We start from the raw sequence: 24,581 nt of genomic DNA, 5'->3' as shown, positions 1-24,581 counted from the left end.
CGATACGCCTCGACAGAAGGCGCCGGCCCCGCACGCCAGGAGCCGGTCTCCTGCCAAGCATGACTGCCCGCGCCGGCACCGGCCGGTGTGCAGCTTGGGAGGACCAAATGAAGGACCATGATCTTTTCAGCGGCGGCATCAGCCGCCGTACAATGCTTCTGGCTACGGGCGCCGCCGCGGGTGCAAGCCTGCTGCCCAGCTTCGCCTTCGCCGAAGACCAGCCGCCGCTCGGCACCTGGCCGGCCGGATCGTCGGGCGATTCGGTATCGATCGGCGTCGCCGTGCCGCGCACCGGCACCTATGCGGTGCAGGGCGAGGACGAGCTGAAGGGCTGGGAGCTCGCGGTCGAGCACATGAACACCGGCCACGATCTGATGAAGCAGTTCGTGCCGAGCCTCACCAAGGGCCTGCTGGGCAAGGAAGTGAAGCTGCTGGTGGCCGATTCCGCCGCCAAGCCGAACGACGCCGTGCAGGCGGAGCAGCGCTTCATCGCCGACAACAAGATCGTGCTGATGACGGGCTCGACCTCGAGCGCCGTCGCGGTGGCGCTCAACCACCTCGCCGACCGCGAGAAGGTGCTGTACCTCGCGGGCATTTCCGGCTCCAACGACACCACCGGCAAGGACTGCGTGCGCTACGGCTTCCGCCAGAACTTCTTCGGCCAGACGGCCGCGGCGGCGATCGGGCCGGTGCTGGTCAAGGCCTTCGGCAAGAACCGCAAGGCGGCGTTCATGACGCCCGACTACACCTACGGGCACACGGTGACCAAATCGGTCAACGACTACCTGACGCAGAATGCGGGCTGGACGCAGGTGACCGACCAGGTCTCGCCGCTCGGCACGCAGGACTTCAGCCAGTACCTCACCAACATCGCCAATTCCGGCGCCGAGTTCCTGATCAACGTGAACTGGGGCCGCGACGCGGTGCTCAGCACGCAGCAGGCCAAGCAGTTCGGGCTGCTGCCGACGATGAACCTGGTGATCCCGTACCAGATCCCGTTCCTGTCCAAGGAAGTGGGCGCCGACGTGATGGAAGGCGTCTATGCGGCCACCGATTTCTGGTGGACGCAGGAGGACCAGTATCCGCTGGCCAAGATGTTCGTCGAGGCGTTCTTCAAGAAGTACGGCTACCGGCCGGAATGGGGCGCCGAGAACTCCTATGTCAGCTTCGCCCACTGGGCGCGGGTGGTCACCGAGGCCGGCACCTTCTACCCGCCGGACGTGATCAAGACGTGGGAAAAGGGCGAGACCATGCCCTCGCTGCTCGGCGACGTGCATTATCGTCCCGAGGATCACCAGTGCGTGCGCCCGGTGGTCATCGTGCGCGGCAAGAAGCCCAGCGACATGAAGAACGACGAGGACTTCTGGGAAGTGCTGGAAGTGGTGCCGGGCGAAGGCCTGATGCAGGCGCCCGACGCCTTCGGCTGCCAGCTGGGCTCGTACACCTGATCGTCTGAAACCCCGGTCGCCGCCGCCGCGGCGGCGACCCATCATGCGCGAGGTCGAGCGTGGTCAACTGGGCAAACTTCCTGTCGCAGATGTTCAACGGGCTGGTGCTGGGAGCGCTGCTGGCGCTGATCTCGTCCGGCCTCACCATCATCTACGGCACGCTCGGCGTGCTCAACCTGGCGCATGGCGCCATGTTCATGCTCGGCGGCTACGCCGGCTACGTCGCCTTCAGCTACACCGGCTCGTTCCCGCTGGCCGTGGTGGTCGGAACGCTGTTCGTGATGCTGGTCGGCGTGCTGATGGAACGCGGCATCATCCGCTATTTCTACAACCGCCCGGCGGAGGACCAGATCCTGGTGACGTTCGGGCTGGGGATCGTGTTCGTCGAGGCGGTGCGCTTCTTCTTCGGCAGCCTGTCCAAATCGGTGCCGCCGCCGCCCGGCCTCGTCGGCATCACCAATCTCGGCTTCATGGTCTATCCCACCTACCGGCTGGCGCTGTTCGGCATCGTCGCGGTGGCGCTGCTGGTGCTGTATCTCGTGCTCTACCGCACCAAGCTCGGCATGATCGTCAGGGCCGGGATCGAAGATCCGGTGATGGTGGGCTCGCTCGGCATCAACGTCTATCGCGTGTTCATGCTGGTGTTCGGCATCGGCGCGGCGGCGGCGGGGTTTGCCGGCATCGTCAACGCGCCGGTGGTGTCGCTCGCGCCCGATGTGGGCGAGCCGATCCTGGTGCAGACCTTCGTGGTGGTGGTGATCGGCGGCGTCGGCTCGTTCCCCGGCGCGGTGCTGGGCGGGCTGATCGCCGGCGAGATCATCAGCATCACCTCCATGTTCAATCCGGGCTACGCCTACGTCATGCTGTTCGTCGCCATGACGCTGGTGCTGGTCCTCAGACCGTACGGGCTGCTCGGCTCGGCGAGCCGCGAATAGGCGACCAGCACCGATGCTCAGACACCATCCGTTCCTCGTCGAACTGCTGACCCTCGTCGGACTGGTGCTCGCGCCGTTCGTGCTGGGCTGGATCGGCGCCTCGCCCGACACCGTCAACCGCGTGCTGGTGTGGGGGCTGTTCGGCATCGGCTTCGACATCCTGTTCGGCTTCACCGGCCTGCTGTCGTTCGGCCAGTCGGCGTTCTTCGGCACCGGCGGCTTCTTCGCCGCCTACATCCTGACCCGGCTGGGCTTCCCCAGCGTGGTGCTGGCGCTGGTGCTGGGCATGGTGGTGGCGGCCGTCGTCGGCTACCTCATCGGCCTCATCGCGCTGAGGCGCACCGGCATCTATTTCGCCATGATCACGGTGGCGATCGCCGAAGTGTTCTACTTCGTCGAGTTCAACCCGCTGGCCGAGTGGACCGGCGGCGAAAACGGCCTGCCGGGCGTGCCGACGCCGCATTTCCACCTCGGCTCGCTCGACCTCGATTTCAGCACCGGCTGGTCGCTCTACCAGTTCTTCGCCGTCTGCTATTTCATCGGCATCGTGGTGGCGCTGAGGATCGTGCGCTCGCCGGTGGGCGCCATCTTCCGGGCGATCCGCGAGAACCCGCTGCGCGCCTCGGCCGTCGGCCACAACATCCACGGCTACAAGCTCACCGCCTTCGTGGTGGCGGCCGCCTATGCCGGGTTCGCCGGCGGCATGCTGGGCGTGCTGCAGGCGTTCATGCCGCCCGACGCCTTCACCTTCGGCACCTCCGGGCAATTGGTGATGCAGGCGGCGATCGGCGGCACCGGCACGCTGTTCGGGCCGCTGCTGGGCGCGGCGGTGTGGCTGTTCCTGCAGGACTTCCTGCAATCGTCCACCGGCCTCGGCGCCGCCTGGAAGCTGGTGCTCGGCATCATCTTCGTGGTGCTGGTGTGCGGCCTGAGGCGCGGCCTCATCGGTGGCCTCGACGACCTTTGGGGGCTGCTCACCGGCTGCAAGGCGAAGCGCGCAGCGGCGGCGGCGCAGGCCGCAGCGGCGCCGCCGGCGGCGGCGGTTCCCGTCGCAACAACACCGGCGGCGGTCGCGGCAACGCCGCGGGCGCCGGCGCCGCAGGAGCCGGCCGGCATCATCCTCGAGGCGTCGGGGCTCTCCAAGCGCTATGGCGGCATCGTCGCCAACAGCGACATCGACTTCTCGGTGCGCCAGGGCGAGCTGCGCGGCATCATCGGGCCGAACGGGGCGGGCAAGAGCACGTTCTTCAAGATGCTGACCTGCGAGGTGAAGCCGAGCTCGGGCAAGATCGTGTTCGACGGCCGCGACATCACCGGCATGGCGGTGGCCGATGTGTGCCAGCTCGGGCTCACCAAGAGCTACCAGATCAATCAGCTGTTCAACCGGCTGACGGTGCGCGAGAACCTGACCATCGCGGCGCTGGCGGCGCTGCGCGGCCGCTTCCGACTCGATTTGTTCCGCAGCCTCAAGCGCATTCCCGGGCTCACCGAGCAGGTCGACCACACGCTCGAGCTGGTGAACCTGACGCAGCGGCCGGACACGCCGGTGGCCGAGCTCGCCTATGGCGAAAAGCGGCGGCTGGAAGTGGGGCTGGCGCTGGCGACACGGCCGAGCCTGCTGCTGCTCGACGAGCCGCTGGCCGGCATGAGCCCCACCGAGCGGGCGGAGACGGTGCAATTGCTGAAATCGATCGGCCAGGGGCGCACCCTGGTGGTCATCGACCACGACATGGATTCGCTGTTCGAGCTGGCGGGGCAGGTGACGGTGCTGCAGGAGGGCAAGGTGCTGGTCGAGGGCACGCCCGAACAGATCAAGAGCAATACGCTGGTTCAGGACGCCTATCTGGGGGGCGTGCACGGCACGCTGGCACACGCATGAGCCTGCTCGAAGTCGAAGGGCTCAACACCTATTACGCCGACTCGCACATCCTGTTCGATGTGGCGCTCAAGGTGGAGCGCAACGAGGTGGTGGCGCTGCTCGGGCGCAACGGCGCCGGCAAGAGCACGACGCTCAAGAGCCTGATGGGCGTGGTGACGCCGCGCACCGGCTCGGTGCGGCTCGACGGCCAGGAGCTGGCCGGGCGCAAGAGCCACACCATCGCGCTGGCCGACATGCAATTGGTGCACGAGGAGCGGCGCATCTTCGGCAGCCTCAACGTCGAAGAGAACATCGTTCTGGCGGGGCTGACGGCGAAATCGGCCTGGCCGCTCGAGCGCATCTATCAGATGTTCCCGCGGCTCAAGGAGCGGCGGATGAGCCGCGGCACCGATCTGAGCGGCGGCGAGCAGCAGATGCTGGCGATCGCCCGGGCGCTGACGCGCAGCCCGAAAGTGCTGCTGCTCGACGAGCCGTTCGAGGGCCTGGCGCCGATCATCGTGCGCGACCTGCTGGCGGTGTGCGAGCGGCTGGCGGCGGACGGGCAGACGATCATCATCGTCGAGCAGAACATCGCCGCGGCGCTGTCGATCGCCAGCCGCGCCTACATCCTCAACAACGGCCACGTGGCGTTCGACGGCAGCAGCACCGAGCTCAAGGCCTCGCCGGAGATCCTGGCGCGGTATGTCGGGGTGTAGACACTCCGTTGCGTGTCATCCCCGCGAAAGCGGGGACCCACCTGGCCGCTTGCGCAAGGTGAAGGCTGGGTCCCCGCTTTCGCGGGGATGACACCCGGTCGGTGCGGAGGGGACGTGCCCTACCCTACCAGTGGAACTCGTCGACATTCTCCCTCGCCCCCAGCAGGAAGGCGTCGGCGACCAGCCGCAGGGGGGCGTCGGAGACGTCCGATTTGCGCTTCTTCAGCAGCTTGGCGAAGTGGGCGTAGATCTGCTCGTATTCGTTGTCGGGGTTCTCGATGGTGGTGGCGCCGTTGACCACGAGCTTGCGGCCGCCGTTTTCGAGCTTCAGCTCGTCGCCGCGGCCGGTGACGATGCGGATGGTCCAGATCTCGCCCGATTCCTCGAGCCAGTTGAAGCCGGCCGACATCTCGGGCTGGTTCGGCTCCGACGACTTGAACTTGATCTCGACGTCGACCGGGGTCTGCCGGTTGGACGGAAAGCGCAGGCTGGCGCTGTCGACGAACACCGGGAACGGCAGCACCTTGGTGAAGATCGACAGCGCGTTGATGCCCGGATCGCAGACGCCGAAGCCGCCGGGCTGCCACACCCAGTCCTGGCCCGGGTGCCATTTGCGCACGCTCTCGCGCCAGTCGATGCGCACCGATTTCACGCCGTCGCGCTTGACGATCTTCCTGGTGGCGTCGACCGCTTCGTTGTAGCGGCTGTGCCAGGTCTGGAAGAGCACGCGCTTTTTCTTCTTGGCGTAGGCGACGAGGTCGTCGAGCTCGGAGATGGTCGGGGTCGGTGGCTTTTCCATCAGCACGTCCTTGCCGGCGTCGAGCGCCTCGCGGACATAGGCATGCCGCACGCCCGGCGGGGTGCAGATGGCGACCAGGTCGATTTCGGGCAGCGCCCTGTAGAGCTCGGCCGCGGTCTTGAACACCGGCAGGCCGTTGTGGGCGACGAGGCGGCCCGACACGGTGGCGGCGAGCTTGAAGTCGTCCGAGCGGTCGATCACCGGCAGATGCTGGTCGACGGCGATCTTGCCCACGCCGATGACGGCGATCCTGCGCTTGCCCATAACACTCTCCACATTCACGGGTCGGCGGGTTGTGTCACGGCTTTGCGTTCATGATCAAGCACCCGCCGGCGTGTCAGACAGCTACTCGGCGGCGACGCGGCCCGGGGCGATGCGGGCCCATTCGGGCAGCCACCGGTCGTGGGCGACCAGCAGATCGTCGACGAGCTGCCAGATCTGGTCGAGGTCGAGCTCGGCCGCCGTGTGCGGGTCGAGCATGGCGGCGTGGTAGATGTGCTCGCGGTTCTCGGTCATGAGCGCGGCGACGGTCAGCTCCTGCACGTTGACATTGGTGCGGATCAGCGCGGTGAGCTGCGGCGGCAGCGCCCCGATATGGGTGGGCTGGATGCCGCTCTGGTCGACAAGGCACGGCACCTCGACGGCGCAGCCCTCGGGCAGCGAGGTGACAAGGCCGGTGTTGCGCACGTTGCCGTAGATCACCGAGGGCTGGCCGGTCCAGCGCGAGTTCATGATCTCGGAGGCGTATTCGTGGCTGGTCTTCACCTCCACGGTGTTGGCGGTCTTGTAGCGTTCGGCCTCGCGCTTCCAGCGGGCGATCTGCTCAACGCAGCGTTTGGGATATTCGTCGAGCGGAATGCCGTATTTCTCGATCAAATCGTCGCGGCCCTCCTTGATGAACCACGGCACGTATTCCGCGAAATGCTCGGAGCTCTCGGTGACGAAATAGCCGAGCCGGGTCAGCATCTCGTAGCGCACCTTGTTGGGGCAGCGGGCGTTCCAGCTGTTGGGCTTGGGCGCCCGGCCCTCGCGATAGGCGCGCAGCAGGTCGGGATAGAGGTTGCGGTAGCTGCCGTCGGGCTGGCGCTGCTCGAATTCGAGGTAGAATGCCATGTGGTTGATGCCGGCGGCACGATAGCGCAGCGTCGCCGGATCGATGTCGAGATCGCGCGCCAGCTCGTGCGCGGTGCCCTGCACCGAATGGCAGAGGCCCACCTGCCTGATGGCCGGGTATTTCGCGGCGATGGCCCAGGTGTTGATGGCCATCGGGTTGACGTATTGCAGCATGATCGCCTCGGGGCAGACCGCGAGCATGTCCTCGCAGATCTTCCACAGATGCGGCACGGTGCGGATGCCGCGCATGATGCCGCCGAGGCCCAGCGTGTCGGCGATGGTCTGGCGCAGGCCGAGGCGTTTGGGCACCTCGAAATCGGTGATGGTGCAGGGATCGTAGCCGCCGATCTGGAAGCAGACGACGACGAAATCGGCGCCCTCGAGGGCGCGGCGCTGGTCGGCGAAGGTCTCGACCGTGGCTTTGGTGCCGAGCGTCTGCACCAGCTTGCCGGCGATCACCGCGCTCTCCTCGAGCCGCTCGGGATTGATGTCCATCAGCGCGATGCGGGCGTCGCGCAGGGCGTCGCGCTGCAGCACGTCGCCGACGATGTTCTTCATGAACACGGTCGAGCCGGCGCCGATGAAGGTGATCTTGGGGCTGGGCATGGGTGTTTCCTCTGCCGGCGCTGCGCCGGACGTGGCGCGACCCTAGCTCTTGCCGCCTGCCCCGCAATCCGGCATCCTAAGCGAGTTTTCCGGTTTTTCTCGAAATGCCCGCCCCGTCCGCCGCCAGCCCGAAACGCCCCGTCGCGCCGGCCCCCGTGCCGCGTCCCGACCGCAAATTCTACGCGCAGAACCCGGCCTTCGGCCGCTTCGGCATCCGCTGGTTCGATCCGGTGGTGATGGCACGCGAGCATTTCCACGGCCATATCGAGCTCAACTGGCTGACCGACGGGGCCATGCGCTACGTCATCGACGGACGCGACGTGCTGGCGCCGTCGCGGCGGCTGGTGATGTTCTGGGCCGGCATCCCGCACCGCACGGTGGCGGTGGATCGCGGGCCGGCGGGCGACAGCCGGCAGTGCAACGTCTACCTGCCGCTCGATGCGTTCCTGCACATGCCCAATCTCGGCAAGCTCACCGACACGATGATGGGCGGCGGGGTGATCGCGCTTGCGGCGGACGCCATCGGCAGCGACACGCTGCACCGCTGGTACGACGACTACCGGCGCGGCGACGCCGAGCGCGGCGACATCCTGCGCGCCGAGATCGCGCTGATGCTGCGCCGCGCCGCGGTGACCGGCTGGGACGAGATCCTGCCGCCCTGGATCGAGGCGGTGACGCCCAGCACCAAGGCGGCGACGCCGCTGCGCTATGTGGTGGCGATGGTCAAGCACGTGCTCGAGCATCTGGGCGAACCGCTGCGCTCGGAGGATTTGGCCGACGTGGTGGGGCTGCATCCCAATTATGCGCTCAGCCTGTTCAGCTCGGTGATGAACGTGTCGCTGCACAAATTCGTGGTGCGCATGCGGCTGATCCGGGCGCGGGCGCTGCTGTTCGAGGGCGAGCTGTCGATCGAGAACGTGGCCTATGCCAGCGGCTTCAACTCGCTGAGCCAGTTCTACGACCAGTTCCGCACCGCCTATGGCGTGACGCCGCGCGAAATGCGCGCCACCTATCTGCACCAGGGCTGAGCGGGCTGCGCTGGACCGGCATTCCGGTCCGCCTCGCAATGGCTGACAGGAAGGCTGACAACTACATGCGGCCGTGCGCCCACGCGACTCGAGTCAACCCCTTGTTTGCGAAAGGCTCCCCGGCGGCATTGGGGGCCTTTCAACACGGTCTCGGGCGCCTATTTCACATCGACGGGATGCGCCTTGCATCTCCGGCGGGGCTAAGAGAGCATCTTTTCCGGAACATTCTGCGCCCGCGCCGGTTTTGAGCATGGGGCCGTTCCGCTCCGCCAACGTCCAAGCGTCCGGCCCTTGAGCCGGGACATCAAGGGAGACCAACCATGCGTTTTCTGACAAAGCTCGCTGCTGCCGGCCTCGCCGTCGTCCTTACGGCCGGCATGGCCAATGCCCAGGTGGTGGTATCGTCCAAGATCGACACCGAAGGTGGCCTGTTGGGCAACATCATCTCGCAGGTGCTGCAGGCGAACAACGTTCCGGTGACCGAAAAGATCCAGCTCGGCGCCACTTCGGTGGTGCGTTCGGCGATCATTGCCGGGCAGATCGACATCTATCCCGAATATACCGGCAACGGCGCCTTCTTCTTCAACAAGGCGGACGATCCGGAATGGAACGACGCGCAGAAGGCGTATGACGCGGTCAAAAAGCTCGACTACGACGCCAACAAGATCGTCTGGCTCGCTCCGGCGCCGGCCAACAACACCTGGGCGATCGCGCTGCGCAAGGACGTCGCCGAGCAGAACAAGCTGGTGACCTTCTCCGATTTCGGCAAATGGGTCGCCGGCGGCGGCCAGGTGAAGCTCGCCGCCTCGGCGGAGTTCGTGAGCTCGCCGGCGGCGCTGCCGAAGTTCGAGCAGGTGTACGGCTTCACGCTGAAGCCCGAGCAATTGGTGACGCTGTCGGGCGGCGACACCGCGGCGACGATCGCGGCGGCGGCCAACCAGACCGACGGGGTCAACGCCGCGATGGTCTATGGCACCGATGGCGGCATCGCGCCGTCCGGCCTCGTGGTGCTCGAAGACGACAAGGGCGTGCAGCCGGTGTACCAGCCGGCGCCGATCATCCGCGAGGCGGTGCTGCAGCAATACCCGCAGATCAAGGATTTGCTGGCGCCGGTGTTCGCCAAGCTCGACCTGACCACGCTGCAGACGCTCAACGGCCGCATCCAGGTGGGCGGCGAAGGCGCCAAGGCCGTGGCCTTCGACTGGCTGAAGCAGAACGGCTTCCTCAAGTAACATCGCACTGGACGAGACGGGCGGTTTCATGCCCGTCTCCCTCCCCATGGCCCTCGCCGCAGCAGCGTCACCCGCGCGATCCCGCCTCCCGTTCGACCGGCTCGGCCTCGTGGTCGCGGTGCTGGCGGTCGCCGGCGCGCTGACGCCGTTCGCCGGCTTTCGCGCCAACCGCATCGTGCCGGGCACCGGCGTGGGGCTGCCCGATGCCCTGCCCGGCTGGGAGCTGGCGCTGGTCGGCAGCGTGCTGGCGGCCGCGGCGGCGATGGCGCTGATGCGGCTGGCGCCGCGCTTCCGGCTGCTGATCAGCCTCGCGGCGCTGCTGGCGCTGGCCATCGCCATCGGCGATGCGGCGCGTTTTCTTACGCCCGCCGGCGACAAGATTTCGCGCACCTCGCCGGCCACCGGCTTCTGGCTGCTGACGCTGGCCTATGCGCTGATGGCGTCGGACGCGGTGGCACGGCTGAAGCTCAAGCCGTGGACGCGCATCGGCCTGCTCGCGGCCATCGCCGCCGTGATCGCGGCGATCCTGTGGTCGGGCCTGTGGAACGATCTTTCAGTCCTGCGCGAATACGCCAACCGCGCCGACAGCTTCTGGCGCGAGGCGGGAACGCATCTGGTGCTGGCGCTGGGCTCGCTGCTGGCGGCGATCGTGGTGGGCATCCCGCTCGGCATCGTCTGCGACCGCGTGCTGCCGCTGCGAGCGGTCATCCTCAACGTGCTCAACGCGGTGCAGACCATTCCCTCCATCGCGCTGTTCGGCCTGCTGATCGCGCCGCTCGCCTGGATCGCGGCGAGCGTGCCGGGGGCGGCGGCGCTGGGCATCGCCGGCATCGGCATCGCCCCGGCGATGCTGGCACTGTTCCTCTATTCGCTGCTGCCGGTGGTGGCCAACACCGTGGCCGGGCTCGACGGCGTGCCGCCCGAAACCGAGGAGGCGGCGCGTGGCATGGGCATGACCGGCAGGCAGCGGCTGCTGCAGATCGAGCTGCCGCTCGCCTTTCCGGTGATCCTCACCGGCATCCGCATCGTTCTGGTGCAGAACATCGGGCTCGCGACGGTGGCGGCGCTGATCGGCGGCGGCGGCTTCGGCGTGTTCGTGTTCCAGGGCGTCGGGCAGACGGCGATGGATCTGGTGCTCCTGGGCGCGGTGCCGACGGTGGCGCTGGCCTTCGCCGCCGGCGCCATCCTCGATGCGGTGGTGGAGATGGTGTCGCGCAGGGAACAAGCCGCATGATCGAGATCGAGCATCTGAGCAAGAGCTTCGAGGGCGGCCGCGTGGTCGACGACGTGTCGCTGAGCGTCGGCGACGGCGAGATCGTGGCGGTGGTCGGCACCTCCGGCTCGGGCAAGACCACGCTGCTCCGGATGATCAACCGGCTGATCGAGCCCGACAGCGGCCGCGTGCTGATCGACGGGCGCGACACGCATGCGGGGCCAGCCTATGTGCTGCGCCGGCAGATCGGCTACGCCATCCAGGGGCACGGGCTGTTCCCGCACCGCACGGTGGGGCAGAACATCGCCACGGTGCCCGGGCTGCTGGGCTGGAACCGGGCGAAGATCGGCGCGCGCGTCGACGAATTGCTGACGCTGTTCCAGCTCGATCCGGCGACCTATCGTGACCGCCTGCCGGGGGCGCTGTCGGGCGGGCAGCAGCAGCGCGTGGGCGTGGCGCGGGCGCTGGCGGCGGCGCCGAAGGTGCTGCTGATGGACGAGCCGTTCGGGGCGCTCGATCCGATCATCCGCGCCAAGGCGCAGAGCGATCTGCGCGCCATCCAGCGGCGGCTCGGGACCACCATCGTGCTGGTGACGCACGACATGAACGAAGCGATGCAGCTCGGCGACCGCATCGCGGTGATGGAGGGCGGGCGGCTGCTGCAATATGCGCGGCCCGACGAACTGGTGGTGCATCCGGCGACGGCGTTCGTCGGCGAATTGCTGGGCAGCGGCGAGCGGCCGTTCCGGCTGCTGTCGTTCCGGCCGGTGCGCGATTTCGTCGAGCCCGGCCCGGCCAGCGGCGCGCCCATCGCCGACAGCACCTCGCTGCGCGACGTGCTGGAGGAAACGCTGTGGACCGGACGCGACGCGCTGCCGGTCGCCAACGACAAGGGCGAGGTGATCGGGCGGGTCACGCTGCAGACCGTGATCGCACAGGCGGCCCGGCACAGATGAAGCCCGGGATCGCCGTCCGCATCGTGGTGCTGGTGCTGCTGGTGGCGTTCCTCGTGACGCCGCAGAGCTTCGCCTTCGTCTTCGCGCCGCTGACGCAGAACGGGCAGCCGCCCATCTACACGCAGAACTCGCTGCTGAATTTGACGCTCAACCATCTGCTGATCGTTCTGATCGCGACGCTGGCGGCGAGCATCGTGGCGGTGGGGCTCGCCATCGTGGTGACGCGACCGGCCGGCGCCGAATTCCTGCCGCTGTCGCGCATGCTGAGCAATACCGGGCAGACGTTTCCGCCGGTGGCGGTGCTGGCGCTCGCCGTGCCGGTGCTCGGCTTCGGCACCGCGCCGACGCTGGTGGCGCTGTTCCTCTACGGGCTCCTGCCGATCTTCGAGAATGCGCTCACCGGCCTCACCACCATTCCGCCCGACATCGAGGAGGCGGCGCGCGGCACCGGCATGACCGAGTGGCAGCGGCTGGTGCAGATCGAATTGCCGCTGGCGCTGCCGCTGATCCTGGCCGGCCTCCGGCTGTCGGTGACCATCTCGATCGGCACCGCCACCATCGGCTCGACGGTGGCGGCGAGCACGCTGGGCGAGGCGATCATCGCCGGGCTGATCAACAGCAACCTCGCCTTCGTGGCGCAGGGCGGGCTGGTGGTCGGCATCCTGGCGATCCTGATCTACGATGGGCTGCGGGCGCTGGAGCGGCAGCTCGCGGCGCGCAGCGGCCTGCGGGTGCGCTGAAGGAGAGCAGCGATGAGCGACAGCAACGCGACGGCCGACGCCCCGTTCGTACCGGACGGCAAGCGCATCTTCGTGCTGGTGGCGGCGATCCTCGCCTCGGCGATGGGGTTCATCGACGGCTCGGTGACCTCGATCGCAACGCCTGCCATCCGCGCCAGCATCGATGCCTCGCTGGCCGACGCGCAATGGGTGTCGAACGCCTACCTCCTGACGCTGTCGTCGCTGCTGCTGCTCGGCGGCGCGGCGGGCGACCGCTACGGCTTGCGCAACGTGTTCGTCGCCGGCATCTCGGTGTTCGTCGTCGCCTCGATCGGCTCGGCGCTGGCGCCCAATCCGCCGCTGCTGATCGCGGCGCGCGCCATCCAGGGCGCCGGCGCGGCGTTCATGGTGCCGGGCAGCCTCGCCATCATCGCCAAGGCCTACCCCAAGGACGCGCGCGGCGGCGCCATCGGCATCTGGGCCGCCGCCTCGTCGCTGACGACGCTGCTCGGCCCGGTGATCGGCGGGTTCCTGCTCACCTGGCTGGGCGACTGGAGCTGGCGGCTGATCTTTGCGCTCAACCTGCCGCTGGGCGGCGCGGCGATCGCCCTGCTGCTGGCGCAGGTCCCGGCCGACCAGCCCGAAAGCGGACGCCGCCTCGACGTGCTGGGCGCGGTGACGGTGACGGTGGCGCTGCTGCTGATCTCGCTGGCCTTCATCGACAGCGAGGGCGGGCGGTTCTGGCCCTACCTCGTGGGCGGCCTCGCGGTGCTCGCGCTGTTCCTTTACTGGGAGAGGCGCAGCAAGGCGCCGATGCTGCCGCTGTCGCTGTTTGCCGACAAGGGCTTTTCCGGCGCGCAGGGGCTGACGCTCGGGCTGTATTTCGGCCTTGCTGCAATCTCGTTCTACCTGCCGATGACGATGATCGCCGGCTGGGCGGTGTCGCCGGCGGTGGTGTCGCTGGTGATGCTGCCGGTCGGCATCTGCCTGTCGCTGCTGTCGCCCTTCGCCGGACGGATGACCGATCGCTTCGGCCCCGCGCCGGTGCTGACCTTCGGCGCGGTGGTGATCGGCATCGCCTTTGCCGGCCTCGGGCTCACGGCGGGGCTGCACAGCGCCTGGTTCGCGGTGCTGCCGCTGATGGTGGTGTTCGGCTTCGGGCTGAGCTTCGTCGCCGGGCCGGTGTCGACCGCGGTGATGACCTCGGTCGCCGACCGCGACACCGGCACCGCCTCGGCCATCAACAACGCCGTGGCGCGCGTCGCCGGGCTGTTCGCGGTGGCGATGATGGGGGCGCTCGCCGCCTGGGTGTTCGCCGGGGCCGGCAATTTGCCGGCCGGCAGCAGCTTCGGGCTGGCGCCGCCGCAGCCGCTGCCCGCCGACGCCGAGACGGCGCGGGTGGCCGCGACCGACCGGGCCTTCGCCACCATCGCCTATGTGACGGCAGGCCTCGCGGCGCTGTCGGCGGCGGTCGCCTGGACCACGCAGGCGCACAAAGGCAAGTCGCACGGCAAGGCGGGCGGCAAAGCCGACAGCGCGGCCGGCTGACCTGCCCATCTGGGCGGCTTTCGGGCGGCCCGGCGGGCGCGCACCTTCACGGGGCCTTGAACCAAAAGGGCCTTGCGCCATGTCCCTGCTCGCCGACCTGTCCACCGCCGCGTCGTCGCTCGCCGCCGATATCGGGCACCGCATCGTCGCCATCCGCGGCGGCGGCCGCGCCCTCAGCGGCTTCATCTGGCGGCGGGGGCTCGTGGTCACCTCCGAGGAGGGGCTCGACGGCGAGGACGAGGTCGAGGTGCTGTTCGACGGCGGCTCCAGCGCCAAGGCGGCGATCGCCGGCCGCGACCCCTCCACCGACGTGGCGCTGCTCAAGCTCGACACCCCCGATGTCGCCGACTGGACGGCGGCGGGCGCGGTGCTGCCGGCATCGCTGGCGCTGCTCGCGGGGCGCGGCGAGGGCTCGCTGCTCGCGAGCCTCACCTCGGTCAGCGAGGTCGGCCCGGCCTGGCGGAGCCTGCGCGGCGGCGACATCGACGCGCGCCTGCATCTGGCGCTGCGGCTCGGCGCGCGCAGCGAAGGCGCCGCGGTGGTGGCGCCGGACGGCGCGCTGATCGGCATGGCGGTGTCGGGGCCGCGGCGTCGCACACTTGTGATTCCCACCTCGACGATCGCCCGCGCTGTCGCCACATTGTCGGAGAAAGGCTATGTGCCGCGCGGCTGGCTGGGCGTGATGCTGCATGCGGTCGGGCAAGGCGCCATCGTGCTGGGCGTCGAAGACGGCAGTCCGGCGGCGAAAGCCGGGTTGCTGGTCGGCGATGTGATCACCACATGGAACGGCGAGGCGGTCAGCTCGGTGGGCGGCATCGCCAGCCGGCTGGCGTCGGGCAGCGTCAACGCCAATGTGAAACTGGGAGTGCTTCGTGGCGGCAATGCAAGCGACATCGACGTCATCCTCGTCGAACGGCCGCGCGGCTAGCCCCGCCGGCGCGCTGCTGGCGGCTGCCGATCCGGCCGTCGCCGACGCCATCGCGCTGCTGCTCGAGGCCGGCTACACGGTGCTGCCGCCGACCGACCACGGCGAGCGGCCGCGGCTCAGCGCACGCGAGCAGCAGGTCGCGGCGCTGCTGCTCGAAGGCGCCTCGAACAAGCTCATCGCCCGGGCGCTCGACATTTCGGTGCACACCGCGAAATTCCACGTCACCGCCGTGCTGGACAAGGTCGGCGCCCGCAACCGCGCCGACGCCGTGGCGATCATCCTGCGCGAAGGGCTGATCGCCCTCTGACGCCGGGAGGCGTATGCTCGGGCCATGAATTTTCATCCGCCTGCGCCGCAGCCGCATCGCCGGCCGCTCAATGCGGTCGAATTCGTGTGGACGATGGCGCGCAATCCGCTCGCCATCTGGTCGGAGGCGGCGTTCGAGCAGCCGGTGATCAGGAGCGAATGGCTGGGCGTGCCGACCTTCATCGTCAGCGACCCGGCCGCCATCCGGCACGTGATGGTGGACAATGCCAGGACCTACGGCATGCAGCCGCTGCGGCAGCGGGTGCTGCGGCCGATCCTGCGCGACGGGCTGCTGACGGCCGAGGGCGAATTGTGGAAGCGGACGCGGCGGTCGCTGGCGCCGGTGTTTTCGCCGCGCAACACGGCCAGCCTCGCCGGCACCATCCTGCAGCGGTCGCAGCGCTTCGCGGTGGGCCTTACCGACAGCGCCGGCGAGACCGTCGACATCGCGCGGCAGATGACGCTTTTGACCTTCAACGTGCTGCAGGCGACGCTGTTCACCGGCGACATCGCCGGCGATCCCGAGGCGTTCGCGCGCGCCACCGCCAGGCTGCTGCGCACCATGGGCCGGGTGGACCCGATGGACGTGCTCGACGCGCCGGCCTATGTGCCGCGCGTGATGCGGCTGCTGGGGCAGCGCTCGCTCGGCTATTTCCGCGACCTCATCGCCGCGACGATCGAGCGGCGGCAGGCGCTGCTGCGGCGCGACAAGGCGGCGGCGCCGCGCGACCTGCTGACGCTGCTGCTCGGGGCCGAGGGGCTGAGCCGCGCCGAGATCGAGGACAACATCATCACCTTCATCGGCGCCGGGCACGAGACCACGGCGCGGGCGCTGGGCTGGACGCTGTACCTGCTCAGCCAGGCGCCGGAGGAGCGGACGAGGGTCGAGGCCGAGCTCGACGCGCACGATTTCGCCGACCCCGAGCCCCATGGCTGGACGGACAGGCTCCCCTACACCCGCGCGGCGTTCGAGGAGGCGATGCGGCTCTATCCGCCGGCGCCCTCGCTCAACCGCGCGGCGCTCGCCGACGATGTGGTGGGCGAGCACCGGGTTCCCAGGGGTGCCTCGGTGCTGGTGATGCCGTGGATCGTGCACCGGCATAGGCGGCTCTGGTCGCGCCCGACCGAATTCGTGCCGTCGCGCTTTCTGCCCGACAAGCGCGGGGCGCTGCAGCGCTACCAGTACATACCGTTCGGGCTCGGGCCGCGCGTCTGCATCGGACAGTCTTTCGCCATGCAGGAAGGCGTCATCGCGCTCGCGGCGCTGATGCGGCACCTGCGCTTCGACTATGCCGGCGAGCGGGCGCCGGAGCCGGTGCAGAAGATCACCGTGCAGCCGGCGCACGCGATGCCGATGCGGATCAGCCGCCGCGGCTGAACTCAGCCCGGCGCCGGCGATGCCGACCTTCCGCTTGTGCGTGGCGCTTTCAGGGACTGACGGTGAAGCCCGCCGCTTCGACCATGCGGCGGAGGTTGGTGTAGCCCATCGTGGCGTAGGTCAGCGGATGCGCCGTGGCCGGATCCTGCTCGGCTTCGACCACCAGCCAGCCGGCATAGCCGGCATCGGCAAGCCGCCGCAGCAGCGGCGGATAATCGATCGAGCCGTCGCCGGGGACGGTGAAGATGCCCGCCAGCACCGCGCCCATGAAGCTCATGTCCTCAGCCCAGGCGCGCTCCAGCACGGGGCGGCGGATGTCCTTGCAGTGCACGTGGTTGACGCGGCCGATATGACGGGCGAGCAGCGCCGCCGGGTCGCCCTTGGCGAAGACGCAATGACCGGTGTCGAACAGCAGCCCGACGCTCTGGCCGGTGTGGGCCATCAACTGGTCGATCTCGTGATCGGTCTCGATGATGGTCTGCATGTGGTGGTGCACCGCCATGCGCACGCCGAAGGCGGCGAATTTGTCGGCGAGCGCGGTGAGCTTGCGGCCATAGGCGGGCCAGTCGGTGTCGTTGAGGCGCGGCCGCTGCGACACGGGAAAGCGGCTGATGCCGTCGCGGTCGCCGGAGGTGTCGGCATAGACCACGACGGTGCTGCCGAGGTCGCGCAGCAGCGTCAGATGCGGCAGCGCCGCCGCGTATTCGGCCTCGACCTCCTGCTCGAGGCATTTGCCGCTGTACCAGCCCGAGACCAGCGCCAGCCGGTGCTGGGCGAGGATGGGGCCGAGCGTTGCGGCGGCGCGCGGATATTTGTTGCCGAGCTCGGTGCCGGCAAAGCCGGCTTCATGCATCTCGGTGAGGATGGTGTCGAGCGTCGTGGCGGCGCCCAGGCTCGGATCGCCATCATTGACCCAGCCGATCGGGTTGATGCCGATGCGCACGCTCATGTCATGTCGCTTTTCCGGGCTTGTCGTCGATCGGCGGCAGGTCCTGGAGCTGGTCGAGCAGGAAGGCGTGCGTCGCCCGGTTGGCGACGATGACGATGCCGGTCTTTTCGTAGAACTCCGGTCCACGGCCCCACCAGTCGGTGACGATGCCGCCCGCCTCCTGCACCAGCAGCACGCCGACGGCCCAGTCGACGAGACCGGATTCCTCGTAATAGCCGGTGAGGCGGCCGCAGGCGACATAGGCGCAGGAATTGGCGGAGCTGCCGACGGTGCGCACGCCGCCCACCTGCTCGGCGATGGCCGCGAGATGGTCGTAGAAGCCGGGCCAGGTGGCGCGCTGGCTGGTCGGAATGCTGGTGCCGATGGCCATCAGGCCGACATCGGTCTTCTCGCTGACTTCGAGGCGCCGGCCGTTGAGGAAGGCGCCGCGGCCCTTGATGGCGGTGAACATCTCGTCGGCGACGGGGTTGTAGAGCGCGCCGCACACCGTCTCGTTGCCGCGGCGCAGCGCGATCGAGATGGTGTAGTGCTGGCCGTTGATGAAATTGGTGGTGCCGTCGATGGGATCGACCAGCCAGCGGTGCTCGCGGTCGGCGCCGTCGACGGGCGGGAACTCCTCGCCGGTGAAGCTCCAGTCGGGATAGCGCGAGAACAGATATTTGCGGATGAGCTGCTCGGACTCGCGGTCGGCGTCGGAGACGAAATCGGCCGGCCCCTTGATGCCGATCTCGAGCTCGCGGAAGCGCTGGAAATGCGCGAGAGTGAGGGCGCCGGCCTCACGCGCCACGGCCACCATGTCGGCGAGGATCGGGTCGTAGTTTTCAGCCATCGGTCGCTCCGAGCAGCACGGCGAGCCCTTCGGGATCGTCGGTGGTGATCTGGTCGACGCCCAGCCCGATGAGACGCTCGGCGATCGCACCGGTCGCCGCGTCGCTGGTCCTGAGGGTATAGGCGTCGATGCGGCGGTGGGCGCCGTGGAAGGCGCCGACGATGTCGAAGCCGGCGTCGTCGGCCGCAAGGACGACCTCGTAGGCGAGGTAGATCATCTCGGCGTTCGGCGAGTCCTCGAGCGCGGCCTCGACGAAGCCGACGAAGTCGCCGGTGACCTGCAGATGGTCGAGCGCCTCGCCATGGCACGGATCGTAGCCGATGTGGAGGCCGGGGGTGGCGTCGGCCAGCAGCCGCACCGAATCGGCCTCGCCGGAGGAGACGATCATGTTGCGCGCCACCGGCCCGACGCTGCGCGCAAAGGCGGCGACCACCTCGAGCGGCAGGGGGCCCTGCCCCTCCTTGTAGTCGAGCTGCAGCAGCGCCTCGGGATGCGGCGGCGTTTGGGCCAGCAGGGCGCAGAGGTCCTCGAGCAGCATCACGTGGTCGGCGATGGGGGCGCCGTCATTGCCGCGCAGATGCAGGGCGCGCAACTCGGCCGCGCCATGGGCGATGGACGGGCCGCTGCCGGTGGTCTCGCGCTCGATCGACAGATGATCGTGCAGCACCGCCAGGCCGTTGTCGCGATGGCGCACGAGGTCGACCTCGACGCTGGCCCCCAGCGCCATGCCCTCGAGGATGCGGCGGCCGGTGAACACCGGGTCGCTGCCGCGCCGGCGGGCGCGGTGCCATTTGAAGAAGGTGCGGTGGCCGTTGCGGGTCACCGAGACGGGATCGCTCATGATGCGGTGCTGGAGCGGTAGGCGACGGCATTGTCCCGATAGGCGGCGAAGGCGCGCGGCGCCAGCGTCACCGGCTGGCCGGCTTTCCAGTCGCGGGCTTCGGACACCATGGCCTTGTGCCGCGTGCCGTCGGGCAGCTCGAGATCGACGAGGCCGTGCGTGCCGTAGTCGGTGACGCGGTGGATCCTGGCGGCTCCCTCGCCGGTCGCCGGGGCGATGGCGAGCGCCTCGGGGCGCACGGCGAAGATCGCCGGGCCGTCGGCGATGGGCAGCGGATGGCTGAAGCTCGCACGCACGAATTTGCCGCCCTTCACCTCGCCCTCGATCAGATTCATGGTGCCGATGAAGCCGGCCACGAACGGCGTCGCCGGCTCGCGGTAGAGCATGTCGGGGGCCGCCACCTGCTCGATGCGGCCGTCGCGCATGACGACGATGCGGTCGGCCATGGACAGCGCCTCGTCCTGCCCGTGGGTGACGAACAGCGTGGTGATGCCCATGCGCTGCTGGATGTCGCGGACCTCTTCGCGCAGGCGCTCGCGCAGGTGCTGGTCGAGGCTGGCGAAGGGCTCGTCGAGCAGCAGGATCTTGGGCTCGAGCACCAGCGAGCGGGCGAGCGCCACGCGCTGCTGCTGGCCGCCGGACAATTGGTGCGTCTGGCGCGTGCCGTAGCCGGTGAGACCGACCAGCTTCAGCACGTCCTCGACCTTGCGCCTGATCTCGTCGGCCGGCAGGCGGCGCAGCTTCAGGCCGAAGGCGAGGTTCTTGAACACGTTCATGTGCGTCCACAGCGCATGGCTCTGGAACACCATTCCGGTGGGACGGCGCTCGGGCGGCAGGTGGATCACCTCGTCGCCGTCGATGGTGATGGAGCCGGCGCTGGGCGTCTCGAAGCCGCCGATCATACGCAGCAGCGTCGATTTGCCCGAGCCCGAGGGGCCGAGCAGGCACACCAGTTCGCCATTGCCGACGGTCAGATCGAAATCGTCGACCGCCCGCACCGCGCTGCCGAAGAACTTGCTGACGCCCTTGATGTCGAGAACTGCCATTGCTGCCTTTCCGGAGCTGAAACGCGGCGCCTAGGCGCCGAAGCCGCGCGCGAACGAGCCGCCGCTGATGACGCGGCGCGCGAACAGCAGCGCGAAGAAGGACGGGATCCACAGCAGCACGGACAGCACCGCGCCGTACTGGATGACCGGCTGGTTGTTGATGAACGAGATCATCAGCACCGGCATGGTGCGGATGGCGGGGGCGCCGATCAGCCAGGCGCCCTCGGTCTCGTAGAAGGTGTTGACGAAGGTGAGCAGCACCGCCGCGCCGATGGTCGGGCCGGCCTGCGGCAGGGTGATCGACCAGAAGACGCGCAGCGGGCTGGCGCCCACGTCGCGCGCCGCCTCCTCCATGCGGCGGTCGACGCCTTGGAAGGCGGCGACCGGGATCCAGATCATGAACAGCAGCGTGCCGACGAGCTGGATCAGCACCACGCCCCAGAAATTGCCGATGAGGTTGAGCTGCAGGAAGATGCCGGCGATGGCGACGAGCAGGCCGAATTTCGGAAAGGCCTGGCCGGCGAGGAAGGAAAAGAACAGGATCGAGCGGCCGGGGAATTGCAGGCGGGCGAAGGCGAACGCCGCCGGCAGGCAGATGATCGCCGAAATCAGGGTGACCACCACCGCCAGCGAGATCGAGGTGGTGATGGCGGTCCACACATCGGCACGCGCCAGGGTGGCGTTCCAGTAGCGCAGGCCGAATTCCTGCGGCAGCACCGAGGGGTAGCGCCAGACATTGGCGAAGGCCCAGGTGCCGACGACGAGCAGCGGGAGGATGATGCACAGGGTAAGCACCACGGCAAAGCCGATGCCGGCCCAGTCGACGCGGCGAGGCTCGCGATAGGTCGTCGCGGCGGCCATCAGCGGGCCCTCTGGTTGCGCACGACGGAGCGCACGTAGAACAGGCCGAACACGATGCAGAAGCCGAACGAGACCACCGCCTGGGTGATGGCGTTGGGCGGATCGTAGAGGTCGCGGAAGGTGCGCTGCATGAACGGGCCCATCATTTCCGGCGCGGCCGGGCCGAGCACATAGGGCAGCGTGAAGGCCGAGAAGATGCCGAGCACGGCGAAGGAGGCGGCAACCAGGATGGAGTTCGAGATGCGCGGCAGGATGATGTACCACAGCCGCGTCACCGGCCCTGCGCCGACGTCCTTGGCAGCCTCGATGGAGGCGTCGGAGACCGAGCCGAGACCGGCCATGAGGATCAGCACGGTGAGTGGGATATGGTCCCAGACGAGGCCGATCACCGGCCCCCAGGGGGTGAGATAGGGCGAACGGATCTTGGGCAGATGCGCGGCGTTGAGCAGGATGTCGAGCATGCCGTTCGGCCCGAGCACGCGGATGAAGGCGTAGCTCAGAATGATGGAAGGCACGAACAGCGGGAAGATGGCCAGCCCCTGCACATAGACGGCGAGCCGGCCGGTGGCGAAGCGCAGATAGAGCGCGATCGGCAGGCAGACGACAAGCAGGATGATCGCGCACACCACCGTGGTCCATAGCGTCAGGCCGAGGTTGGCGAGGCTGTAGCCATCGGTGAAGAAGAAGCGGTAGGTTTGGGTGGAGAAGACATAGGCGCCGGCGTCGTTGCGCAGCCACAGCGTGGTGATCACCGCGGCGATGATGGGATAGATGATCATCCAGCCAATCAGCAGCACCGGCACAGCAACGAGCAGGAGGCCGATCAGCCCCCCGCTCTTTTTCGATGCGCCGACGATATCGCTCGTCGGGCTTAGACTCACTTGCTGCGGTCCACGTTCGGCGCGACGTTGCGATACCAGCCGTCGTTGATGTTCTTCTCCCAGTCACCCGACGGGAACACCGGGATCGAGGCGGGAATCACATCCTTGTACTTGTCGTGGAGCTCCTTGCTCACATAGTCCCACGACACGCCGGGGAAGCCGCCGAGCTCGGTGATCACCGCCGACTGGATCTCCTCGGTGAGAACGAAATCGCACAGCTTCAGCGCGAGGTCCTTGTTCACGCCATTGGTGAACACGCCGATCTTGGTGAAGCCGCCGGCCAGCGCCAGGTCGGTGAGCTGCACGAGCCCGGTGGTCTCGGGCAGAACGCCGGTGGAGATGGCCTGCAGAGCCTGATCCGACCAGGCCGGAACCATGGTGACGGCCCCCTGGCTCAGGAGCTGGATCGACTGGGTGTTGCCCGAGGTGTAGGCCCCCTGATCCATCATCGAGGGAGCCAGCGATTTGAGCAGCTCCCAGGCAGGCGGCAGGGCTTTGTCGCCGAACTCCTTGTAGTTGTCGATGGTGAACTTGCTGGGATCGCGCCCGTTCACTTCCCAGATGGCGCGACGCACGAAATTGCCGCCGGCGCCGCCCTTGTCCGGGCGGTTGTAGATGAACTGGCCGGGATTGGCCTTGATCCAGGCGACGAGGGCGTCCCAGGTCTTGGGGGCGTCTTCCGGCTTCAGCTTGGTGGTGTCGTAGGCGAGCAGCACCTAGCTGCCGCGATACGGCAGGCTGGTGGGCACGTCGAAGGCAAGCGGGTTGATCTTGCCGTAGTTGGACAGCCCGGCCTTGCTGAAATCGACCCACAGCCCGGCCGCGATGCCGCCGTCGGGCAGGCGGGTGTCGAAGCCCTCGACCATGTCGGCCTGCGGATCGGATTTGGACGCCAGCGCCGCCTGGGCGCGCTGGGCGATGGCCAGCACGCCGGCATTGTCGCCGCCATCGACGAGGTTGATCGTGGCGCCGGGATTGGCCGCCTCGAATTTGGGCTTCACGATATTGGTCCAGAAATCGAGGATGTTCTGGTCCGAGCTCGTGTACCAGTCGATCCTGTTGGCCTCGGCGAAGGCCGCCTTCGGCAGCAGGGTCGCACCTGCGGCCATGGCGCCTGCCGAGATGATGAAGTCGCGACGTTTCATGTTTCACTCCCTTGGCTGCCGGATTGTCCGGACCGATCGATCCTTGCCGACCTTGACGGGACAGTAACCCCCGCTCAGCCGCTGGCAAGGGGAAAATGGATGGAAAATTCCATTATGACCCCTCGATGCGCGTTTTGTTCCGCGCAGCGAGCGCCCCGGTTAGACGGCAAGCCTGTGACAGCGGTGTGAAGGCCGGCGACGCAACCGGGGATTTCAGCGGCGGGCGAGCAGCGCCTCGACTTCGGCGAGGGTCGGCATCGAGGGCGCGGTGCCCGGCCGGGTGACGGAAAGGCCGGCGACGGCGCAGCCGAAGCGGGCCGCCGCCTCGGGCGCATCGCCGCGCGCCAGCGCCGCCGCGAAGCCGCCATTGAAGGCATCGCCGGCGCCGGCGGTTTCGACCACCGGGCCGGCGGCGAAGGCGGGCACGTGCAGCGAGGCGGCCTTGCCGTGCAATAATACGCCGTTCTCGCCCAGGGTGATGAGCGCGGTGCCGACACCCTTGCGCAGGAACACGTCGCCGGCGCGGCGCGCGTCGTCGAGCGTGGTCACGGCGACGCCGGTGAGCAGCGCCGCCTCGGTCTCGTTCGGGGTGACGTAGTCGCAGAGCGGATAGAGCGCGTCGGGCACCGGCTCGGCCGGCGCCGGGTTGAACACGGACACGACGCCCGCGGCCCGCGCGATCTCGAGGCCGCGCAGCGCCGCGTCGACCGGCTGCTCGAGCTGGGTGACGAAGACGGCGGCGTTGCGGATGGCGTCCGCGGCGGCATCGACGTCGGCCGGAGTGATGGCCATGGCGGCGCCGGGCACGACGATGATGGCGTTTTCGCCGGTGCGGTCGTTGACGTAGATGAAGGCGGCGCCGGTGGGGGCGCCGTCGCTGTCGAGCACCGCGTCGACGATGCCCTCCTGCCGCCAGGTGGCGCGCGCCACGCGGCCGAAATCGTCGCGCCCGACCTTGCTGATGAAAGTCACCCGCGCGCCGGCGCGGGCGGCGGCGACCGCCTGGTTCGAGCCCTTGCCGCCGGGCCCGAGCTTGAAACCGGAGCCGATCATGGTCTCGCCCAGCGCCGGCAGGCGGGGGGCGCGGAAGGCGAGGTCGGCAACGAAGCTGCCGAGGATGGCGACACCCGATTTCGGCATGGTCAGGCGAGCCTCCTCCGCGCGCGAACGATGACAACGCTAGCAATGGCACGGTGCGGCTGGCAAGGCGGCGCAGCGGCCATCGCTATTGCCTTTCGTCCACTAT

Annotated in this window: 22 protein-coding genes and 1 pseudogene; 13 read left to right on the top strand and 10 right to left on the bottom strand. The window is 68.6% G+C overall.

Annotated elements, in window-relative coordinates; all coding sequences use genetic code 11:
* Positions 1–107: 107 nt before the first annotated feature.
* Genes BGO82_RS20050 through BGO82_RS20035 form a run of 4 tightly spaced genes read left to right on the top strand, consistent with a single transcriptional unit; the run spans position 108 to position 4,957 of the window.
* A complete protein-coding gene (locus BGO82_RS20050) occupies positions 108–1,448 on the top strand; it encodes a substrate-binding protein (protein WP_291307392.1) in 1,341 nt (446 codons plus the stop codon).
* Positions 1,449–1,507: 59 nt separating this feature from the next.
* Entirely contained in the window at positions 1,508–2,383 is an 876-nt protein-coding gene (locus BGO82_RS20045; RefSeq protein WP_291307391.1) for a branched-chain amino acid ABC transporter permease, read from the top strand.
* A 13-nt stretch (positions 2,384–2,396) separates the two neighbouring features.
* Positions 2,397–4,262 (top strand): branched-chain amino acid ABC transporter ATP-binding protein/permease, encoded by a 1,866-nt coding sequence (locus BGO82_RS20040; RefSeq protein WP_291307390.1) that lies wholly within the window; start codon positions 2,397–2,399, stop codon positions 4,260–4,262.
* Positions 4,259–4,957: an ABC transporter ATP-binding protein gene (locus BGO82_RS20035; protein ID WP_291307389.1), complete on the top strand. Its 699-nt coding sequence runs from the start codon at positions 4,259–4,261 to the stop codon at positions 4,955–4,957. The genes BGO82_RS20040 and BGO82_RS20035 overlap by 4 nt, the downstream gene beginning before the upstream one ends.
* A 124-nt stretch (positions 4,958–5,081) precedes the next feature.
* Here BGO82_RS20035 and BGO82_RS20030 read toward each other — a convergent pair whose 3' ends face one another.
* Both BGO82_RS20030 and BGO82_RS20025 read right to left on the bottom strand, forming a co-directional pair.
* Positions 5,082–6,020: a Gfo/Idh/MocA family oxidoreductase gene (locus BGO82_RS20030; RefSeq protein ID WP_291307388.1), complete on the bottom strand. Its 939-nt coding sequence runs from the start codon at positions 6,018–6,020 to the stop codon at positions 5,082–5,084.
* An 81-nt stretch (positions 6,021–6,101) separates the two neighbouring features.
* Entirely contained in the window at positions 6,102–7,475 is a 1,374-nt protein-coding gene (locus BGO82_RS20025; protein WP_291307387.1) for an alpha-glucosidase/alpha-galactosidase, read from the bottom strand.
* 104 nt (positions 7,476–7,579) lie between these two features.
* On the opposite strand from BGO82_RS20025, the gene BGO82_RS20020 reads away from it, so the two are divergent.
* From BGO82_RS20020 to BGO82_RS19980, 9 genes are all read left to right on the top strand, one after another.
* Positions 7,580–8,503: a helix-turn-helix domain-containing protein gene (locus BGO82_RS20020; protein ID WP_291307386.1), complete on the top strand. Its 924-nt coding sequence runs from the start codon at positions 7,580–7,582 to the stop codon at positions 8,501–8,503.
* A 320-nt stretch (positions 8,504–8,823) separates the two neighbouring features.
* Positions 8,824–9,735 (top strand): ABC transporter substrate-binding protein, encoded by a 912-nt coding sequence (locus tag BGO82_RS20015; protein ID WP_291307385.1) that lies wholly within the window; start codon positions 8,824–8,826, stop codon positions 9,733–9,735.
* 46 nt (positions 9,736–9,781) lie between these two features.
* Positions 9,782–10,969 (top strand): ABC transporter permease, encoded by a 1,188-nt coding sequence (locus BGO82_RS20010; RefSeq protein ID WP_291307585.1) that lies wholly within the window; start codon positions 9,782–9,784, stop codon positions 10,967–10,969.
* On the top strand, positions 10,966–11,904 hold the full coding sequence (locus BGO82_RS20005; RefSeq protein ID WP_291307384.1) for an ABC transporter ATP-binding protein: 939 nt from the start codon (positions 10,966–10,968) through the stop codon (positions 11,902–11,904). Before BGO82_RS20010 ends, BGO82_RS20005 begins: the two co-directional genes overlap by 4 nt.
* Complete coding sequence (locus tag BGO82_RS20000) at positions 11,901–12,644, top strand: ABC transporter permease (RefSeq protein ID WP_291307383.1); 744 nt, start codon at positions 11,901–11,903, stop codon at positions 12,642–12,644. Before BGO82_RS20005 ends, BGO82_RS20000 begins: the two co-directional genes overlap by 4 nt.
* Positions 12,645–12,656: 12 nt before the next feature.
* A complete protein-coding gene (locus BGO82_RS19995) occupies positions 12,657–14,171 on the top strand; it encodes an MFS transporter (RefSeq protein ID WP_291307382.1) in 1,515 nt (504 codons plus the stop codon).
* Between the two features lie 79 nt (positions 14,172–14,250).
* Positions 14,251–15,099 (top strand): S1C family serine protease, encoded by an 849-nt coding sequence (locus tag BGO82_RS19990; protein ID WP_291307381.1) that lies wholly within the window; start codon positions 14,251–14,253, stop codon positions 15,097–15,099.
* A complete protein-coding gene (locus BGO82_RS19985; protein ID WP_291307584.1) occupies positions 15,053–15,406 on the top strand; it encodes a helix-turn-helix transcriptional regulator in 354 nt (117 codons plus the stop codon). The genes BGO82_RS19990 and BGO82_RS19985 overlap by 47 nt, the downstream gene beginning before the upstream one ends.
* Before the next feature lie 24 nt (positions 15,407–15,430).
* Positions 15,431–16,783 (top strand): cytochrome P450, encoded by a 1,353-nt coding sequence (locus BGO82_RS19980; RefSeq protein WP_291307380.1) that lies wholly within the window; start codon positions 15,431–15,433, stop codon positions 16,781–16,783.
* Between the two features lie 49 nt (positions 16,784–16,832).
* Here BGO82_RS19980 and iolE read toward each other — a convergent pair whose 3' ends face one another.
* From iolE to rbsK, 8 genes and pseudogenes are all read right to left on the bottom strand, one after another.
* Positions 16,833–17,732: a myo-inosose-2 dehydratase gene (gene iolE, locus BGO82_RS19975; protein ID WP_291307379.1), complete on the bottom strand. Its 900-nt coding sequence runs from the start codon at positions 17,730–17,732 to the stop codon at positions 16,833–16,835.
* A gap of 1 nt (position 17,733) precedes the next feature.
* Positions 17,734–18,561, bottom strand: coding sequence for an inositol monophosphatase (locus BGO82_RS19970; RefSeq protein ID WP_291307378.1), 828 nt, complete (start codon positions 18,559–18,561; stop codon positions 17,734–17,736).
* A complete protein-coding gene (locus BGO82_RS19965) occupies positions 18,554–19,402 on the bottom strand; it encodes a glycerophosphodiester phosphodiesterase family protein (protein WP_291307377.1) in 849 nt (282 codons plus the stop codon). Before BGO82_RS19965 ends, BGO82_RS19970 begins: the two co-directional genes overlap by 8 nt.
* Complete coding sequence (locus tag BGO82_RS19960; RefSeq protein WP_291307376.1) at positions 19,399–20,448, bottom strand: ABC transporter ATP-binding protein; 1,050 nt, start codon at positions 20,446–20,448, stop codon at positions 19,399–19,401. The genes BGO82_RS19965 and BGO82_RS19960 overlap by 4 nt, the downstream gene beginning before the upstream one ends.
* Before the next feature lie 30 nt (positions 20,449–20,478).
* Positions 20,479–21,309 carry an ABC transporter permease subunit gene (locus BGO82_RS19955; protein WP_291307375.1) on the bottom strand — a complete coding sequence of 277 codons (831 nt, stop codon included), beginning with the start codon at positions 21,307–21,309 and terminating at the stop codon, positions 20,479–20,481.
* Entirely contained in the window at positions 21,309–22,190 is an 882-nt protein-coding gene (locus BGO82_RS19950) for an ABC transporter permease subunit (RefSeq protein WP_291307374.1), read from the bottom strand. The genes BGO82_RS19955 and BGO82_RS19950 overlap by 1 nt, the downstream gene beginning before the upstream one ends.
* Positions 22,187–23,335: pseudogene (locus BGO82_RS19945) on the bottom strand (extracellular solute-binding protein). The gene BGO82_RS19950 and the pseudogene BGO82_RS19945 overlap by 4 nt, the downstream one beginning before the upstream one ends.
* Before the next feature lie 213 nt (positions 23,336–23,548).
* A complete protein-coding gene (gene rbsK, locus BGO82_RS19940; protein ID WP_291307373.1) occupies positions 23,549–24,475 on the bottom strand; it encodes a ribokinase in 927 nt (308 codons plus the stop codon).
* Positions 24,476–24,581: the final 106 nt, after the last annotated feature.

Origin of the sequence: Devosia sp. 67-54 (assembly GCF_001899075.1) — a bacterium.
Lineage (GTDB): Bacteria > Pseudomonadota > Alphaproteobacteria > Rhizobiales > Devosiaceae > Devosia_A.
This window is presented reverse-complemented; position numbering and strand designations above follow the sequence as displayed.

Excerpts from the sequence above, each read along its gene's own strand:
- BGO82_RS20050 (WP_291307392.1), top strand. The coding sequence starts at position 108 with ATGAAGGACCATGATCTTTTCAGCGGCGGCATCAGCCGCCGTACAATG.
- BGO82_RS20040 (WP_291307390.1), top strand. The coding sequence starts at position 2,397 with ATGCTCAGACACCATCCGTTCCTCGTCGAACTGCTGACCCTCGTCGGA.
- BGO82_RS20035 (WP_291307389.1), top strand. The coding sequence starts at position 4,259 with ATGAGCCTGCTCGAAGTCGAAGGGCTCAACACCTATTACGCCGACTCG.
- BGO82_RS20030 (WP_291307388.1), bottom strand. The coding sequence starts at position 6,020 with ATGGGCAAGCGCAGGATCGCCGTCATCGGCGTGGGCAAGATCGCCGTC.
- BGO82_RS20025 (WP_291307387.1), bottom strand. The coding sequence starts at position 7,475 with ATGCCCAGCCCCAAGATCACCTTCATCGGCGCCGGCTCGACCGTGTTC.
- BGO82_RS20020 (WP_291307386.1), top strand. The coding sequence starts at position 7,580 with ATGCCCGCCCCGTCCGCCGCCAGCCCGAAACGCCCCGTCGCGCCGGCC.
- BGO82_RS20015 (WP_291307385.1), top strand. The coding sequence starts at position 8,824 with ATGCGTTTTCTGACAAAGCTCGCTGCTGCCGGCCTCGCCGTCGTCCTT.
- BGO82_RS20010 (WP_291307585.1), top strand. The coding sequence starts at position 9,782 with ATGGCCCTCGCCGCAGCAGCGTCACCCGCGCGATCCCGCCTCCCGTTC.
- BGO82_RS20005 (WP_291307384.1), top strand. The coding sequence starts at position 10,966 with ATGATCGAGATCGAGCATCTGAGCAAGAGCTTCGAGGGCGGCCGCGTG.
- BGO82_RS20000 (WP_291307383.1), top strand. The coding sequence starts at position 11,901 with ATGAAGCCCGGGATCGCCGTCCGCATCGTGGTGCTGGTGCTGCTGGTG.
- BGO82_RS19995 (WP_291307382.1), top strand. The coding sequence starts at position 12,657 with ATGAGCGACAGCAACGCGACGGCCGACGCCCCGTTCGTACCGGACGGC.
- BGO82_RS19990 (WP_291307381.1), top strand. The coding sequence starts at position 14,251 with ATGTCCCTGCTCGCCGACCTGTCCACCGCCGCGTCGTCGCTCGCCGCC.
- BGO82_RS19985 (WP_291307584.1), top strand. The coding sequence starts at position 15,053 with ATGCAAGCGACATCGACGTCATCCTCGTCGAACGGCCGCGCGGCTAGC.
- BGO82_RS19980 (WP_291307380.1), top strand. The coding sequence starts at position 15,431 with ATGAATTTTCATCCGCCTGCGCCGCAGCCGCATCGCCGGCCGCTCAAT.
- iolE (WP_291307379.1), bottom strand. The coding sequence starts at position 17,732 with ATGAGCGTGCGCATCGGCATCAACCCGATCGGCTGGGTCAATGATGGC.
- BGO82_RS19970 (WP_291307378.1), bottom strand. The coding sequence starts at position 18,561 with ATGGCTGAAAACTACGACCCGATCCTCGCCGACATGGTGGCCGTGGCG.
- BGO82_RS19965 (WP_291307377.1), bottom strand. The coding sequence starts at position 19,402 with ATGAGCGATCCCGTCTCGGTGACCCGCAACGGCCACCGCACCTTCTTC.
- BGO82_RS19960 (WP_291307376.1), bottom strand. The coding sequence starts at position 20,448 with ATGGCAGTTCTCGACATCAAGGGCGTCAGCAAGTTCTTCGGCAGCGCG.
- BGO82_RS19955 (WP_291307375.1), bottom strand. The coding sequence starts at position 21,309 with ATGGCCGCCGCGACGACCTATCGCGAGCCTCGCCGCGTCGACTGGGCC.
- rbsK (WP_291307373.1), bottom strand. The coding sequence starts at position 24,475 with ATGCCGAAATCGGGTGTCGCCATCCTCGGCAGCTTCGTTGCCGACCTC.